This window comes from Rhodanobacter spathiphylli B39 (assembly GCF_000264295.1).
Lineage (GTDB): Bacteria > Pseudomonadota > Gammaproteobacteria > Xanthomonadales > Rhodanobacteraceae > Rhodanobacter > Rhodanobacter spathiphylli.
Genome location: NZ_AJXT01000004.1, coordinates 273,018 through 289,654, shown reverse-complemented (window position 1 = coordinate 289,654; position 16,637 = coordinate 273,018). Strand labels below are relative to the sequence as shown.

Sequence of the window (16,637 nt, the reverse complement as noted above, 5' to 3'; positions counted from 1 at the left end):
CTGGCAGGGGAGGGAAGGGGTGGGGTCCACGCCGCGCCGAAGCCTCAGTTCACACCGGCACCTGCGCCAGCTGCGCCAACCGCCGCACCGCCACCGAGGCGATCGGGTAGTCCGCGTTCTGGGTGAGGATTTCCGCCAACATGCTGCGGGTGTACTTCAGGGTGGCGTCGTCGCGCTGCAGCCATGCCTGCGCCGGCGAAACGTCCTTGCTGGCGCCGCTGAGGTTCAACACCTGCAGGGCCAGCGCCCGGTGCTGGTGGTTGAGTTCATCCAGCAGCGAGCCGCGTGCCTGCGCATGCCAGTGACCTTCCACCGGCAAGGCCTCGATCTGGTCGCGCAACCATTCCAGGTCCAGCGCCTGGCCCAGCTCGTAGAACACGCCAGCCACCTTGTCCACCGGCTGGCCGCTCTGCTGGGCCACCTCGACCATGTCCAGTGCGGCACGCAGCACCGGCATGCGCGCCAGGCGCAGCGCCAGGTCGGCGGGCAGGCCCAGGCCCTCCCACTTTTCGCGGTTGCAGGCGAAGTCGCCCTGGCCAGTCGGCGTCAGCACCTGCGGCAAGGCATTGCGCAGGTTCGACACCACCGCCTGGTAGCGCTCCACGTTGGCCGCGATGTCCAGCGAACCACCGGGGCGATTGAGCAGCCAGCGCGTCATGTGCCGCAGCAGCGACCAGATCTGCTTGATCGCGTCGATCTGGGTGTCCTCGGCGACCTTGGTGTCGAGCGCCTCGATCTGCGACCAGAGCGCGCGCGCGTCGAGAATCTCGCGCGCCGCGGTATACGCCTTGGCGATCGCCGCCGGACCCTGGCCGGTGTCTTCCTGCATGCGCATCATGAAGGTGGCGCCCATGCGGTTGATCGTCGAGTTGGTCACCGAGGTGGCGATGATCTCGCGCTTCAGGCGATGGCGCTGCATGTGCTCGGCATACTTGTCGTGCAGCGGCAGCGGGAAGTAGCGCACCAGTTCCTTCGACAGGTAGGGATCTTCAGGCACGTCGGAGTCGAGCAGCTGCTGGAACAGGCGCAGCTTGTCGTACGACAGCAACACCGCCAGTTCCGGCCGGGTCATGCCGATGCCGCGGCTCTTGCGCTCGGTCAGCTCGGCTTCGGACGGCAGGTTCTCGACCTGGCGATCCAGCGTGCCTTCGGCTTCCAGCGTGCGGATGAAGTGCGCCATCGAGCCGATGCGACCCACCGACTGGTGTTCCATCAGGGTGATCGCCTGGTTCTGCCGGTAGTTGTCCCACAGCACCAGCTGGCCCACTTCGTCGGTCATCGCGGCCAGCTGCACGTTGCGCGCATCGAAGCTCAGTTCGCCACGCTGCACCGCATCGTTCAGCAGGATCTTGATGTTCACTTCGTGGTCGGAGGTATCCACGCCGGCGGAGTTGTCGATGAAATCGGTGTTCAGCAGCACGCCCTTCTGCGCCGCTTCGATGCGGCCCTTCTGGGTGAAGCCGAGGTTGCCGCCCTCGCCCACGATCTTGCAGCGCAGCTCGCCGCCGTTGACGCGCAGCGCGTTGTTGGCGCGGTCGCCCACGTCGGCATGCGTCTCGGCGGACGACTTCACGTAGGTGCCGATGCCGCCGTTCCACAGCAGGTCGACCGGCGCCTTCAGGATTGCGCTGAGCAGGTCGCTGGGCGCCATCTGCTCGACGTCGGGCTTCAGGCCCAGCGCCGTGCGCACTTCGGGCGAGATCGGGATCGACTTGGCGCTGCGCGGATACACGCCGCCACCGGCCGAGATCAGCGACTTGTCGTAGTCGTCCCAGCTCGATCGCGGCACGGCGAACAGGCGCTGGCGTTCGACGAAGGTGCGCGCCGCATCCGGGTTCGGATCGAGGAACACGTGGCGATGGTCGAACGCGGCCAGCAGGCGGATGTGCTCGGACAGCAGCATGCCGTTGCCGAACACGTCGCCGGACATGTCGCCGATGCCGACGCAGGTGAAGTCCTGGCTCTGGCTGTCGCGGCCGAGCGCGCGGAAGTGGCGCTTGACCGATTCCCACGCGCCCTTGGCGGTGATGCCCATGCCCTTGTGGTCGTAACCGTGCGAACCGCCGGAGGCGAACGCGTCGCCCAACCAGTAGTTGTGCTCGATCGAGATCGCGTTGGCGATGTCGGAGAAGGTCGCGGTGCCCTTGTCGGCAGCCACCACCAGGTAGGGGTCGTCCGCGTCGTGGCGCACCACGTCATGCGGATTGACCACCTTGCCCTCGATCAGGTTGTCGGTGATGTCGAGCAGGCCGTTGATGAACAGCTTGTAGCAGGCGATGCCCTCGGCCAGCTGCGCGTCGCGGTCGCCGCCCACCGGCGCCTTCTTGACGAAGAAGCCGCCCTTGGAGCCGACCGGCACGATCACCGTGTTCTTCACCATCTGCGCCTTGACCAGGCCCAGCACCTCGGTGCGGAAATCCTCGCGGCGATCCGACCAGCGCAGGCCGCCGCGGGCCACCGCGCCGAAGCGCAGGTGGATGCCCTCGACGCGCGGGGCGCACACCCAGATCTCGCGATACGGCACCGGCTTGGGCAGCTCGGGCACCTTGTGCGAATCGATCTTGTAGCTGATGTAGTCGCGGTAAGCGCCTTCCCATTGCTGGAAGAAGCTGGTGCGCAAGGTGGCACGGATCAGGTTGACGAAGCTGCGCAGGATGCGGTCTTCGTCGAGGCTGGCCACGTTCTCCAGCAGCACGTGGATGGCGCTTTCGACCATCGCCACCTGGTCGGCGCGCGGCTTGGACAGCGCCGCGCCCAGGCCGTCGATCAGGCCCGGCTGGGCAGCCTGCACGTTGGCCGGGATCAGCGCCTGCATTTCGGCGACCAGGGTCGCACCGGCGGCCTTCAGCTCGTCGGCGGACAGCGCCTCGCGACGCGGATCGAACTTGGCCAGGAACAGCTCGACCAGCAGGCCGGCGATCGCCGGATAGCGGTTGAGCGTTTCCTCCATGTACGACTGCGAGAAGGTGGCGCCGGTCTGCAGCAGGTACTTGCAGTAACCGCGCAGCATCGCCACCTGACGCCAGCTCAGCTTGGCGCCCAGCACCAGCCGGTTGAAGCCGTCGTTCTCGGCGTGGCCGCGCCAGATCTGCTCGAAGGCATCCTCGAACAGCGCACCGACCTGCTCCACCCCGAAGGTGAGCTTGCCGACCGGCTGCACCTCGAAGTCCTGGATCGACAGCGAAGCCTCACCGGGAATGTCGTAGACATGTTCGGTGAGCACGCGCAGGCCGAGGTTCTCCAGCTGCGGCAGCACTTCGGAAAGCGCGATGTCGCCACCGGAGCGGTAGACCTTGAAGCGCAGCGTCTCGGGTTCTTCGGGCGGGTGGTAGAACGACATGCGCAAGGCGTTGTCGCCCTTGAGCAGGGACAGCTCGTGCACGTCGTCGGCGGCCACGGCCGGGCTCACGTCCTCGACATAACCGGCGGGCAGCGCGCGAGCGTAGCGGTTGGCCAGCACCACGCCCTCGTGCTCGCCACGCTGGGCCACCAGCGCATCGCGTACCTCGTCGTGCCAGTTGCGCACGATCCCGGCGACGCCGTTTTCCAGTTCGGCGAGATCGTAGTTCGGCTGGTCGCCGATCTTCGGCCGCAGCACGATGTGCAGGCGCGCCAGGGCGGCCTCGCCCATCAGCACCGACGAATCGATCTGCTCGGCGTGCAGCGCCGAACCCAGCAGCGCCTCGATGCGTTCGCGCACCGAGGTGTTGAAGCGATCACGCGGCACGAACACCATGCAGGTGAAGAAGCGGCCGTAGCGGTCGCGACGCATGAACAGGCGCGTATGCGCGCGCTGGCGCAGCTCCAGGATGCCCATCGCGGTGGCGAACAGCTCGTCCTCGGTGCCCTGCAGCAGTTCCTCGCGCGGCAGCGTTTCGAGGATGTGGCGCAGCGACTTGCCCGAGTACGAATCGCGCTTGAGGCCCGAACGCGCCAGCACCGCCTCGACCTTGTGCCGCACCAGCGGCACGTCCTGCGGGCGGGCCATGTAGGCATTGGAGGAGAACAGGCCCAGGAAGCGCTGCTCGGCCACGGCGCGACCGTCGGCACCGAATTGCAGCACGCCGATGTAATCCATGTAGCCGGCGCGGTGCACGTGCGAACGGGCATTGGTCTTGGTCAGGATGATCGCATCGGTGGAACCGGACTGCGGCAACTCGCTGGCCGCCAGCGTGCGCAGCGAACGGGGCGCCATCGAACGCTCGTTGGCGCGCAGGATGCCCAGGCCGGACGCATCGATGGCACGCAGCACGCGATCGCCCTCGGCGTCGGCCACTTCGTACTCGCGGTAACCCAGGAAGGTGAAGTTGTCGGCCGCGATCCAGTTCATGAACTCGCTGGCCTCCTGCACCGAGGCGGCATCGATCGGCAACTTGCGCTGCGGCAGCTCGTTGGCGATCGCCAGCGCCTTGTCGCGCATCGCCGACCAGTCGCTGACCGCGGCGCGCACGTCATCCAGGGCGGCCTCGACGTGGGCGGTCAGCTGCTCCTGTTCGGCGGCATCGGCGACCCGGTCGATCTCGAAATGCATCAGCGACTCGCCCTCGCCGGCCGCGTCGCCCAGCGACAGCAGCTTGCCCGAGGCATCGCGGGTCACCTTCAGCACGGGATGGATCACGGCGTGGATCTGCAACTTCGCCGACACGATCATGCTGACCGTGTCGACCAGGAACGGCATGTCGTCGGTGACGATCTGCAACATGCTGCGGCCCGAATTCGCGTCGGCGGGATTGAGCACGCGCACGCTGGCGCTGCCACGCTGCCGCTGCTGCATGAACTCCAGCAGGCTGCCGACCAGTGCGGCCCATTGAACGGGCGTGTGCAGATGCGCGTCGCCGCCCCCCACTCGTGCAAAGAAAGCCTCGCAGAAAACCTGCGCCTCACCGAGGCGCTCGGGCGAGAAACCGCCCATTTTCAGCTCTGCAAGCACTACTGACGGAAGGGAAGGATCGTTCGCCGCATGGGTCGCATTCATGGCATCTACTGTTCAGTGGAGACGATGGTGGGTAACACGGGTAAAAAGCCTTGAAAGGATACGCCGCGCACCCGGGCGAATCCACCCACGCAGCGCCCGCCCGACCATGCTGCAGCGCATGTTCGGGGCTCGTCGTCAGCCCTGGTACAGCTGGCGCGACAAGCCGGTGTGCACCGCCTCCATCGATGCGCGACGTCCACGCCGCTGGACAGCATCGCGGCCACCCCACGCGGTTCTGCGTCGCGCATGAAGGCGCCGGTGGACGCCGCTGCGCTGTCCACGGTTTGAAACAGCTGTCAATGACTGGATTCGCGCCCCGGATAAAATGTAAACTCGCCGGTATAGTCTTGCAGGCAAAGCGCTACGCATGGCGCTTCTCGCCGTGTCGGCGGGTTCGAAACGCGGGCCGACAGGCCCGCAACCTTTGACACAGGACATGTGACGCAAGATGCGGTATCTCGTTCCTGACGACATCGCAGCGCGCGTCGGCACCCCCTCCCCCGTTCAAGCCAGTTCTGGAGCTTCCATGAATTCCTCGTTGTTGCGCACGCCATTGTTGTGCCTGGGCCTGCTGGCGTTGACCGCCTGCGGCAAGGGCAAGGAACAGGGTCCGCCGCAGATGCCGCCTCCCGACGTGGGCGTGATCAAGGTCCAGCCGCAGACCTCGCCACTGACCCGCGACCTGGTCGGGCGCCTGTCCGCCTATCGCAGCGCCGATGTCCGCGCCCGCGTGGCCGGCGTGCTGCTCAAGCGCACGTATGAGGAAGGCACCAACGTCAAGCAGGGGCAACTGCTGTTTCAGATCGATCCCGCACCGCTGAAGGCTTCGCTGAGCGCGGCCCAGGCGTCACTGGCCCAGGCGCAGGCCACCTGGACCAACAACAAGGTCACCGCGCGGCGGGTGCGCGAACTGGCGCCGAAGGGCTATGTGTCGAAGTCCGACCTGGACAACGCGCTGGCCGCCGAACGCAGCGCCGCCGCCGCGGTGCAGGCAGCCCGGGCCAACGTCGAGACGGCCCGCATCAACCTCGGCTACGCCAACGTGACCTCGCCGATCGATGGCCGCGCCGGCCAGCAGCAGGTCACCGAAGGCGCCCTGGTCGGCAACGGCGAGGCCACCCTGCTCACCACCGTCGACCAGATGGACCCGCTGTACGTGAACTTCACCATGGGCGTCGACTCGCTGGAACAGATGCGCCGCGCACAGAGCAGCGGCAACGTCACCCTGGCCGATCCGAACAAGGCCAGCGTGAAGATCACCCTGCCCGACGGCAGCGACTATCCCGAACCCGGCGTACTGGATTTCTCCGACACCACGGTCAACCCGTCCACCGGTTCGGTCAACCTGCGCGCCAAGGTGGCCAATCCGAAGCGCAGCCTGCTGCCCGGCATGTACGTGACGCTGAAGGCGAACCTGGGCCAGCAGCACAAGGTGTTCCTGGTGCCGCAACAGGCCGTGCAGCGCGACACCGTGGGCGCCTACGTGATGACCGTCGGTGCCGATGGCAAGGTCGTGCGCAAGGACGTCAGCACCGCCGACATGGTCGACGGCAACTGGGTCATCAATGATGGCCTCGCCGCCGGCGACCAGGTGGTGGTGTCGGGCATCCAGAACGTGAAGGCGGGTGCGCCGGCCAAGGCCAGCCCGTGGAAACCCGCCAGCTCGTCATCGAGCCAGCCGCCAGCCGCGCACAGCGGCAAGTAACGGAGCCGGACGATGCCGAGTTTCTTCATTGACCGCCCGATCTTCGCCTGGGTGGTGGCGATCCTGATTTCCCTGGGTGGCGTGCTGGCCATCCTCAACCTGGGCGTGGAGTCGTATCCGACGATCGCGCCGCCCTCGGTGACGGTCAGCGCGACCTACCCCGGCGCCAGCGCCGAAACCACCGAGAAAACCGTCACCCAGGTGATCGAGCAGCAGCTGACCGGCATCGACCACCTGCTGTACTTCAACTCCTCGTCCAGCGCCAGCGGCCGCGCCAGCATCACGCTGACCTTCGAGTCCGGCACCGATCCGGACATCGCCCAGGTGCAGGTGCAGAACAAGGTGGCGCTGGCCACGCCGCGACTGCCGTCCGAAGTGACCCAGCAGGGCGTGGTGGTGGCCAAGGCCAACGCCGGCTTCCTGATGGTGGTCGCGCTGACCTCGGACAACAAGAACATCGACCGCGACCGTCTCAACGACATCGTCGGCTCGCAGGTGCTCGACCAGATCTCGCGCGTGCCCGGCGTCGGCAGCACCCAGCAGTTCGGTTCCGAATACGCCATGCGGATCTGGCTGAACCCCGACAAGCTGCACGGTTACGGTCTGTCCGCCACCCAGGTGCTGGCGGCGATCAAGGCGCAGAACGTGCAGTTCGCGGCCGGTTCGCTGGGCGCGGACCCGGCCCTGCCGGGCCACGGCTTCACCGCCACGGTATCCACCGAGGGGCGCTTCACCACGCCCGAACAGTTCGCCGACATCATCCTGCGCGCCGATCCCGACGGCACCACGGTCAAGCTGGGCGACGTGGCGCGGATCAGCTTCGGTCCCGGCGGTTACGGTTTCGACACGCAGTACCAGGGCAAGCCGATCGGTGCGTTCGCGATCCAGCTGCTGCCCGGCGCCAACGCGCTCAACGTGGCCACCGCGGTGCGCGGCAAGATGGACGAGCTGGCGCCGAGCTTCCCGCAGGGCGTGACCTGGTTCAGCCCGTACGACAGCACCGCCTTCGTCACCATCTCGATCAACGAGGTGGTGCACACGCTGATCGAGGCGATCATCCTGGTGTTCCTGGTGATGCTGCTGTTCCTGCAGAACATCCGCGCCACCATCATCCCGACCCTGGTGATCCCGGTGGCCCTGCTGGGCACCTTCCTGGGCATGCTGGTGCTCGGCTTCAGCATCAACCAGCTGACCCTGTTCGGCATGGTGCTGGCGATCGGCATCGTGGTGGACGACGCGATCGTGGTGATCGAGAACGTCGAGCGCATCATGACCGAGGAAGGCCTGTCGCCGAAGGATGCGACGCGCAAGGCGATGGGCCAGATCACCGGCGCGGTGGTGGCGATCACCGTGGTGCTGGCTGCCGTGTTCGTGCCCTCGTCGTTGCAGCCGGGCGCGTCGGGCATCATCTACAAGCAGTTCGCGCTGACCATCGCTGTGTCGATGGGCTTCTCGGCCTTCCTCGCGCTGTCGTTCACGCCGGCGCTGTGCGCCAGCTTCCTGCAGCCGGAACACCACAAGAAGAAGAACGTCGTCTTCCGCAAGTTCAACGAGCTGTTCGACTGGACCACGCACACCTACACCGGCCACATCGGCGGCGCCGTGCGCCACGCGCCACGCTGGATGCTGGTGTTCGTGCTGCTGGCCGTGCTGGGCGGCTTCCTGTACACGCGCCTGCCCGGCAGCTTCCTGCCCGAGGAGGACCAGGGCTACGCGCTGTCGGTGATCCAGCTGCCACCGGGCGCCACCAAGCAGCGCACCTCGGCGGTGATGGCGCAGATGCGCGAGATCCTCAACAAGGACCCGGCCGTCGAAGGCGTGCTGCAGGTCACCGGCTTCAGCTTCATCGGTTCGGGCGAGAACGCCGGCATGGCCTTCATCAAGCTCAAGGACTGGGCCAAGCGCGACGACACGGCGGCCGAGTTCATCCAGCGTGCCAACGGCTCCATGCAGCAGATCCACGACGCGCGGATCTTCGTGGCCAACATTCCGACGGTGCAGGGACTGGGCCAGTTCGGCGGCTTCGACATGTACCTGCAGGACCGCGGCGGCGCCGGTCGCGAGGCGCTGACCCAGGCCCGCAACATGCTGCTGGGCAAGGCCAGCCAGGACAAGTCGCTGGTCGGCGTGCGCCCCAATGCACTGGAAGACTCGCCGCAGCTGCACCTGGACGTGGACCGCGTGCAGGCGCAATCGATGGGCTTGCAGGTCGGTGACATCTACAACGCGATCGGCCTGATGCTGGCGCCGGTCTACGTCAACGACTTCACCTACGGCGGCCGCATCAAGCGGGTGATCATGCAGGCTGACGCGCCCTATCGCATGGGCCCGGAGGCACTGCAGCACATCTTCACCCCGAGCACGCTGGGTGCCGCCGGCGCCGCGCCGGAGATGATCCCGCTATCCACCGTGGTGCACAGCCAGTGGCAGGTATCTTCGCCCTCGCTGACCCGCTACAACGGCTATTCGGCGGTGGAGATCGTCGGCTCGCCGGCGCCGGGACACGCCTCGGGCGAAGCCATGAGCGAGATGGAGCGGATCGTCAACAACGATCTGCCCAAGGGCTTCGGCTTCGACTGGACCGGCCAGTCCTACCAGGAAATCCTGTCCGGCAACGCGGCCACCCTGCTGATGCTGCTGTCGATCGTGATCGTGTTCCTGGCCCTGGCGGCGCTGTACGAGAGCTGGTCGATCCCGGTGTCGGTGATGCTGGTGGTGCCGCTGGGCCTGCTCGGTGCGGTGGTGTTCTCGCTGCTGCGCGGGCTGCCCGACGACATCTATTTCAAGATCGGCCTGATCACGGTGATCGGCCTGGCGGCGAAGAACGCGATCCTGATCGTGGAGTTCGCGGTGGCCGAGCAGAAAGCCGGACGCACCCTGCGCGAGGCCACCGTCGACGCGGCCCGCCTGCGCCTGCGGCCGATCCTGATGACCTCGCTGGCCTTCATCCTGGGCGTGTTCCCGCTATTCATCTCCAGCGGCGCCGGCGCCAATGCCCGCCATGCGATCGGCACCGGCGTGATCGGCGGCATGCTGTTCGCCACCTTCCTCGGCGTCTTGCTGATCCCGGTGTTCTACGTGGTGGTGCGGCGCCTGCTCGGCGACAAGCTGGACGGCGACACCCCAGCCGCCGTGCGCAGCGGCAATGGCATGCAATCGTTCGATTCGGATCCCCGTCGCGGACACTGATGACCGGAAACGGCGAGCAATAACCCCTCGCCCCACACGCTCCAAACAGAAACGCCCCGGTATCAGCCGGGGCGTTTCTGTTTCTATCAGAAGCGAGGAACGTCGATCAGCCGGACCGCATCGGGTGGCACCGCTCTTCCCGACTCCCGACCTCCCGCTCCTGACCGGCTTCAGCGCAAGCCGGTCTCCGCCCGCGCGATCACCATCCGCTGGATCTCGCTGGTGCCTTCGTAGATCTCGGTGATCTTTGCATCGCGGAAGTAGCGTTCCAGCGGCATCTCCTTCGAGTAACCCATGCCGCCATGGATCTGCACCGCCTGGTGGCTGATCCACATCGCCGCCTCGGAGGCGACCAGCTTGGCCACCGCGGCCTCGGTGCCGAAGCGTCCGCCATTCTTTTCCGCCTCGCCCTTGGTCCAGGCCGCGCGCAGGGTCAGCAGGGTCGCCGCGTCGAGCTTGCACTTCATGTCGGCGATCTTGGACTGGGTCATCTGGAACGTGCCGATCGGCGCGCCGAACGCCTTGCGGTCGCGCGACCACTGCAAGGTGGCCTCATACGCCGCGCGGCAGATGCCCACCGCCTGCGAGGCAATGCCGATGCGGCCGGCATCGAGCACGCCCATCGCGATCGAGAAGCCCTTGCCTTCCTCGCCGAGCAAGTTCTCCTTCGGCAGCACGTAATCGGTGAACTCGATCTCGCAGGTGGCCGAGGCGCGGATGCCCAGCTTGGGTTCGGTCTTGCCGGCGTGGAAGCCGGGCAGCTGCGTGTCGACGATGAAGGCCGACACGCCCTTGGCGCCGATGCCGGGCGTGCTGATCGCGAACAGCACGATGTAGCGCGCCACCGGGCCGGAGGTGATCCAGCTCTTCTTGCCGTTGATCACCCAGTCGCCGTTGGCGTTCTTCGTGGCACGCGTGTGCATCGCCGAAGCGTCGGAGCCGGACTGCGGCTCGGTCAGCGCATAGGCGCCGATCGCCTCGCCGGTGGCGATCGCCCGCACGTACTTCTGCTTCTGCTCCTCGTTGCCGTGCTTGAGGATGCCGTTGCAGAACAGCGAATTGTTCACCGACATGATGGTCGAGGTGGCGGCGTCGGCCGCGGCGATCTCGATCATCGCCAGCACGTAGGCCACCGGGTCCATGCCGGCGCCGCCGTACTCCGCGGGCACCTCGATGCCCATCAGGCCGAGCTGGCCCATCTCGCGGATGTTCTCCAGCGGGAACTCGCCCTTCGCGTCGAGCTCGGCGGCCACCGGTGCGATGCGCTTCTGCGCAAAGTCACGGGCGATCGACTGGATCGACAACTGGTCTTCGGTAAAGCTGAAATCCATGGGAAAGCTCCGGCAACGGGGAAAGCCGGACATTTTAGCCGGGATGGCCGGTGGCGGGGCGCGCGACGCGGCAACCACCCAGCGTGTCGGCGCTTGACGCTTGCCTCAACGGGGCCTAGCCTACACATCTTTGTATCGCGATACAGGGATGATTATGGATCTGGCAACCGCTTCAAGCGTGCTGCGCCTGCTTGCCGACCCCACCCGGGTCCGCCTGCTCGCCTTGCTTGAAAACGAGGAACTCACGGTGGCCGAACTGGCGGCCGTGCTGCACCTGGCCCAGCCGCGCGTGTCGACCCATCTGGCCAAGCTGAAGGAGGCCGGGCTGGTGCGCGATCGTCGCGCCGGCGTCTCCGCCTATTATCGCGCCAACAACGAAGGCGACGAGGCGCAGCATGACCTGCTCGCCTCGCTGCGCGCCAGCATCGACGACGCCCTGCTGCGCGAAGATGCCGCCCGCCTGCCCGGCGTGCTGGCCAACCGCGCCCGCGAGGAAGGCTGGGCCGACACCGTGGCCGGCGACATGGAGCGCCATTACTCGCCCGGCCGCACCTGGGAAACCCTCGCCCGTTCGTTGCTGCAGTTGCTGGGCACCGGTGACGTGCTGGACATCGCCTCCGGCGACGGCATCACCGCGGAATTGCTGGCGCCCCACGCGCACTCCATCGTCTGCGTGGATTCCAGCGAGCGGGTGGTCGAGGCCGCCGCGAAGCGATTGCAGGCCTTCACCAACGTGCGCGTGATCCAGGGCGACATGCACGCGCTGGAGCTGGGCGACCAGCGCTTCGACCTGGTGCTGATGCTGCACGCGCTGACCTATGCCGAACACCCGGCCAGGGCGGTGGCCGAGGCTGCGCGCCTGCTGCGCCCGGGCGGCCGCCTGCTCGCCGTCACCCTGGGCAAGCACGACCACGGCAAGGCGGTCGAACCGTTCGACCACCGCAACCTCGGCTTCAGCAGCGACCAGCTGGACGGCTACGCCCGGGCCGCCAGGCTCGACGTCCTGAGCTGCAATCGGCTCAGCCGCGAGCGCAAGGCGCCGTATTTCGAAGTGATCAGCCTGCTCGCGCGCAAGCCCGCCTGAACCTGCAAGGAAGTTCGATGAGCACCCTCCCCTGGCTCCACCCCGAACGCGTCGCCTTGCTGGAGCATGCACTGCGCCAGCGCATCCTGATCCTCGACGGCGGCATGGGCACCATGCTGCAGGCCCACGAGCTGGACGAAAGCGGCTTCCGCGGCGAACGCTTCGAACACGGACACGATGGCCACGCGCACGACCACGCCGGCAGCTGCGACCTCAAGGGCAACAACGACCTGCTCACGCTGACCCGGCCGGACATCATCCGCGGCGTGCACGACGCGTATCTCGAAGCCGGCGCCGACCTGATCGAAACCAATACCTTCAACTCCACCCGGATCAGCCAGGCCGACTATCACCTGCAGCACCTGGCGCACGAATTGAATCTCGAAGGCGCCAGGCTGGCCCGCGCCGCCTGCGATGCGATGAGCGCGAAAACCCCCGACAAGCCGCGCTTCGTGATCGGCGTGCTCGGCCCCACCAGCCGCACCGCCTCGCTGTCCCCCGACGTCAACGACCCCGGCTTCCGCAACGTCACCTTCGAGGAACTGGCGACGAACTACACCGAGTCCGCCCATGGCCTGATCGACGGCGGCGCCGACGTGATCATGGTCGAGACGATCTTCGACACGCTGAACGCGAAAGCCGCGCTGTTCGCCCTCGCCGAACTGTTCCACCAGCGCGGTGCCCGCGTGCCGGTGATGATCTCCGGCACCATCACCGACCGCTCCGGCCGCACGCTCTCGGGCCAGACCGCCGAAGCGTTCTACTACTCGGTGCGCCACGCCCGCCCGCTATCGGTGGGCTTCAACTGCGCACTGGGCGCCGAAGACCTGCGCCCGCACGTGCAGACCCTGGCCAACCTCGCCGAAAGCTGCGTCAGCACGCACCCGAATGCCGGCCTGCCCAATGCGTTCGGCGAGTACGACGAGACGCCCGAACACATGGCCGGCGTGATCGGCGGCTTCGCCCGCGACGGCCTGCTGAACCTGGTCGGCGGTTGTTGCGGCACCACGCCGGCGCATATCAGGGCGATCGCCGAAGCGGTGCGCGATTACGCGCCGCGGGCATTGCCTGCGCGTGACGCGGAAGCGGCATGAGCACGCACCGACTGACATTCCATTTATATCCCGGCGTCATTCCCGCGAAAGCGGGAATCCATGTTGCTGTTGAGGCGATCAAGATGGATTCCCGCTTTCGCGGGAATGACGAGCAAAAGAGCAACAAGGCAACAGCAACCCCATGAGCACTCCCCGCCACACCCGCCTGTCCGGCCTCGAACCACTGGTTGTCACCCCCGACCTGCTGTTCATCAACGTGGGCGAGCGCACCAACGTCACCGGCTCGGCGCAGTTCAAGAAGCTGATCAAGGAAGACCGCTACGACGAGGCCGTCGAAGTCGCCCGCCAGCAGGTCGCCAACGGCGCCCAGGTGATCGACATCAACATGGACGAGGGCCTGATCGATTCCGAGGCGGCGATGACCCGTTTCGTCAACCTGATCTCGTCCGAACCGGACATCGCCCGCGTGCCGTTCATGATCGACTCGTCGAAGTGGACGGTGATCGAGGCCGGCCTGCGCTGCCTGCAGGGCAAGGGCATCGTCAACTCGATCTCGATGAAGGAAGGCGAGGCGGCGTTCCTCGAACAGGCGCGCAAGGTGCGCCAGTACGGCGCCGCCGCGGTGGTGATGGCGTTCGACGAACAGGGCCAGGCCGACACCATCGAGCGCAAGGTGGAGATCTGTTCGCGCGCCCATGAGCTGCTCACCAGGGAACTCGACTTTCCGCCCGAAGACATCATCTTCGACCCCAACATCTTCGCCATCGCCACCGGCATCGAGGAACACAACAACTACGCGGTGGACTTCATCGAGGCCACCCGCGAACTGAAGAAGCGCTTTCCCGACTGCCACGTGTCCGGCGGCGTCTCCAACGTGTCGTTCTCGTTCCGCGGCAACAACATCGTGCGCGAGGCGATCCATTCGGTGTTCCTGTACCACGCGATCCGCGCCGGCATGGACATGGGCATCGTCAATGCCGGCGCACTGACCATCATGGACGACATCGACCCGCCGCTGCGCGAGCGCGTCGAGGACGTGGTGCTGAACCGCCGCGAGGACGCCACCGAGCGCCTGCTGGAGATCGCCGACAACTACAAGGGCAAGCGCGGCGCCGCCGAGGTCGAGACGCTGGCCTGGCGCGAGCACGACGTGCGCGCCCGGCTCAGCCACGCACTGGTGCACGGCATCGACCAGTACGTGGTCGAGGACACCGAGGAGGCGCGCCAGCTGTCCACGCGCCCGCTCGACGTGATCGAGGGCCCACTGATGGACGGCATGAACGTGGTCGGCGACCTGTTCGGCGCCGGCAAGATGTTCCTGCCCCAGGTGGTGAAATCCGCCCGCGTGATGAAGAAGGCCGTGGCCTATCTGTTGCCCTACATCGAGGCCGAGAAGGAGCGCACCGGCGACACCGGCAAGAACAACGGCAAGATCGTGATGGCCACGGTCAAGGGCGACGTGCACGACATCGGCAAGAACATCGTCGGCGTGGTGCTCCGCTGCAACAACTTCGAGGTGATCGACCTCGGCGTGATGGTGCCTGCGCAGAAGATCCTCGAAACCGCGATCGCCGAGAACGCCGACATGATCGGCCTGTCCGGCCTGATCACGCCCTCGCTGGAGGAGATGAGCCAGGTCGCCCGCGAGATGCAGCGCCGGGACTTCCACATCCCCCTGCTGATCGGCGGCGCCACCACCTCGCGCGCGCACACCGCGCTGAAGATCGAGCCACACTACAAGGCGGGCACCATCTGGGTGAAGGACGCCTCGCGCGCGGTGGGCGTGGCGCAATCGCTGGTCAGCAAGGAACTGGTCGACGACTTCCTGGCGAAGGTGCGCGCCGACTACGCCGACGTGCGCGAACGCCATCGCAACCGCGGTCCCGGCAAGAAGCTGGTGTCGCTGGAACAGGCCCGCGCGCAGCGCTTTCGTTGCGACTGGGCCCACTACGACCCGCCGCAGCCGGCCAGCCCCGGCATCACCGTGTTCGACGACTACGACCTGTCGATGATCCGCCAGTACATCGACTGGACCCCGTTCTTCCAGGCCTGGGAACTGGCCGGCCACTATCCGGCCATCCTCACCGACGAAGTCGTCGGCAAGCAGGCCAGCGAGCTGTTCCGTGACGCCCAGGCCATGCTGGACAGGATCATCGCCGAGAAGTGGTTGACCGCCCGCGCGGTGATCGGCCTGTGGCCCGCCGCCAACGTCGGCGACGACGTCGAGGTCTACACCGACGCTGCCCGTACACAGCCGTTGGCCATGCTGCGCAGCCTGCGCCAGCAGGCGGACAAGCCGCCCGAGCGCCCCAACCTCTGTCTCGCCGATTTCATCGCGCCGAAGGACTTCGGCAAACCCGACTGGATCGGCGGCTTTGCCGTGACCGCCGGCATCGGCATCGAGGAGCACCTCAACCGTTTCCTGGCCGACTACGACGACTATTCCTCGATCATCCTCAAGGCCCTGGCCGATCGGCTCGCCGAAGCATTCGCCGAACACATGCACGAGCGCGTGCGCCGGGAATTCTGGGGGTTCGTGCCCGACGAAGCGCTCGACAACGACGCGCTGATCGCCGAGAAATACCGGGGCATCCGCCCCGCACCCGGCTACCCGGCCTGCCCCGACCACACCGAGAAAACCACGCTGTTCGAGCTGCTCGACGTCACCAGGAACACCGGCATCGAACTGACCGAGGGCTTCTCGATGTATCCGGCCGCCGCCGTGTCCGGCTGGTACTACTCGCACCCGGACAGCCAGTATTTCGTGGTCGGCCGGCTCGGCAGGGATCAGGTCGAGGACTATGCGAAGCGCAAGGGCTGGAGCCTGGCCGAGGCCGAGCGCTGGCTCGCCTCCAACCTCGACTACGACCCGGAGTGACTCACGCGGTCGCGTCGTCGGTCAGGCTGTGCCTGCGGTGGCGCAGATGCACGATGAGGTTGTAGACCGAGACGAAAACCGGGAAGAAATTCGAGATGATGCCCACCGAGTCGTTCTTGCCCAGGGTGAAGTACGCCAGCAGCAGCACGCTGCCGCATACCGACAGCCACCAGAACGCCAGCGGCATCACCACGCGCTTGTACTTGCGCGTGTAGTAGAGCTGCACGAACCAGCGGCTGGTGAACAGCAGGGTTCCGGCGAAACCGACCATCTTCCACGGCGTCAGCTCGAACTGCTGCAGCGCATGGAGGATGTGATCGAAATGAGGGCTGGAAAGAAGCACGGCGGCGCGCCTGGGCGGAAGACAGGGGCGCAAGTCTAGCAAGGCCGCCACAGCGCTCCGTGACCGTCGCGACGGCC

At 66.6% G+C, this 16,637-nt stretch carries 9 protein-coding genes; 6 read left to right on the top strand and 3 right to left on the bottom strand.

What is annotated here, in order from left to right; genetic code table 11:
• Positions 1–49: 49 nt before the first annotated feature.
• Positions 50–4,975: an NAD-glutamate dehydrogenase gene (locus UU7_RS02020; RefSeq protein WP_040672668.1), complete on the bottom strand. Its 4,926-nt coding sequence runs from the start codon at positions 4,973–4,975 to the stop codon at positions 50–52.
• A 526-nt stretch (positions 4,976–5,501) separates the two neighbouring features.
• Between UU7_RS02020 and UU7_RS02015 the strand changes: the two genes are divergently transcribed.
• Positions 5,502–6,680 (top strand): efflux RND transporter periplasmic adaptor subunit, encoded by a 1,179-nt coding sequence (locus UU7_RS02015; RefSeq protein WP_007804886.1) that lies wholly within the window; start codon positions 5,502–5,504, stop codon positions 6,678–6,680.
• A gap of 12 nt (positions 6,681–6,692) precedes the next feature.
• Complete coding sequence (locus UU7_RS02010) at positions 6,693–9,869, top strand: efflux RND transporter permease subunit (RefSeq protein ID WP_007804884.1); 3,177 nt, start codon at positions 6,693–6,695, stop codon at positions 9,867–9,869.
• A gap of 170 nt (positions 9,870–10,039) precedes the next feature.
• Here the strand turns inward: UU7_RS02010 and UU7_RS02005 are convergent, their stop codons facing one another.
• Positions 10,040–11,200, bottom strand: a complete 1,161-nt coding sequence (locus UU7_RS02005) for an acyl-CoA dehydrogenase family protein (protein ID WP_007804882.1) — start codon at positions 11,198–11,200, stop codon at positions 10,040–10,042.
• 154 nt (positions 11,201–11,354) lie between these two features.
• Between UU7_RS02005 and UU7_RS02000 the strand changes: the two genes are divergently transcribed.
• From UU7_RS02000 to metH, 4 genes are read left to right on the top strand one after another with little or no spacing between them, the layout of a single operon-like run.
• The gene (locus tag UU7_RS02000; protein ID WP_007804880.1) at positions 11,355–12,284 is read left to right on the top strand and encodes an ArsR/SmtB family transcription factor; all 930 of its coding nucleotides are present in this window, start codon (positions 11,355–11,357) and stop codon (positions 12,282–12,284) included.
• A 17-nt stretch (positions 12,285–12,301) separates the two neighbouring features.
• On the top strand, positions 12,302–13,378 hold the full coding sequence (locus UU7_RS01995) for a homocysteine S-methyltransferase family protein (protein ID WP_007804878.1): 1,077 nt from the start codon (positions 12,302–12,304) through the stop codon (positions 13,376–13,378).
• On the top strand, positions 13,375–13,524 hold the full coding sequence (locus UU7_RS18185; protein WP_157581804.1) for a hypothetical protein: 150 nt from the start codon (positions 13,375–13,377) through the stop codon (positions 13,522–13,524). The genes UU7_RS01995 and UU7_RS18185 overlap by 4 nt, the downstream gene beginning before the upstream one ends.
• Positions 13,521–16,217 carry a methionine synthase gene (gene metH / locus UU7_RS01990; RefSeq protein WP_007804877.1) on the top strand — a complete coding sequence of 899 codons (2,697 nt, stop codon included), beginning with the start codon at positions 13,521–13,523 and terminating at the stop codon, positions 16,215–16,217. The genes UU7_RS18185 and metH overlap by 4 nt, the downstream gene beginning before the upstream one ends.
• A gap of 1 nt (position 16,218) precedes the next feature.
• Here the strand turns inward: metH and UU7_RS01985 are convergent, their stop codons facing one another.
• Entirely contained in the window at positions 16,219–16,488 is a 270-nt protein-coding gene (locus UU7_RS01985) for a lipid-A-disaccharide synthase N-terminal domain-containing protein (protein ID WP_083845922.1), read from the bottom strand.
• Positions 16,489–16,637: the final 149 nt, after the last annotated feature.

Bases quoted from the DNA above. Each gene is read 5' to 3' on its own strand.
- UU7_RS01985 (WP_083845922.1), bottom strand. From the start codon at position 16,488: ATGGTCGGTTTCGCCGGAACCCTGCTGTTCACCAGCCGCTGGTTCGTG.
- UU7_RS02015 (WP_007804886.1), top strand. From the start codon at position 5,502: ATGAATTCCTCGTTGTTGCGCACGCCATTGTTGTGCCTGGGCCTGCTG.
- UU7_RS02005 (WP_007804882.1), bottom strand. From the start codon at position 11,200: ATGGATTTCAGCTTTACCGAAGACCAGTTGTCGATCCAGTCGATCGCC.
- UU7_RS02020 (WP_040672668.1), bottom strand. From the start codon at position 4,975: ATGAATGCGACCCATGCGGCGAACGATCCTTCCCTTCCGTCAGTAGTG.
- UU7_RS18185 (WP_157581804.1), top strand. From the start codon at position 13,375: ATGAGCACGCACCGACTGACATTCCATTTATATCCCGGCGTCATTCCC.
- UU7_RS01995 (WP_007804878.1), top strand. From the start codon at position 12,302: ATGAGCACCCTCCCCTGGCTCCACCCCGAACGCGTCGCCTTGCTGGAG.
- metH (WP_007804877.1), top strand. From the start codon at position 13,521: ATGAGCACTCCCCGCCACACCCGCCTGTCCGGCCTCGAACCACTGGTT.
- UU7_RS02010 (WP_007804884.1), top strand. From the start codon at position 6,693: ATGCCGAGTTTCTTCATTGACCGCCCGATCTTCGCCTGGGTGGTGGCG.
- UU7_RS02000 (WP_007804880.1), top strand. From the start codon at position 11,355: ATGGATCTGGCAACCGCTTCAAGCGTGCTGCGCCTGCTTGCCGACCCC.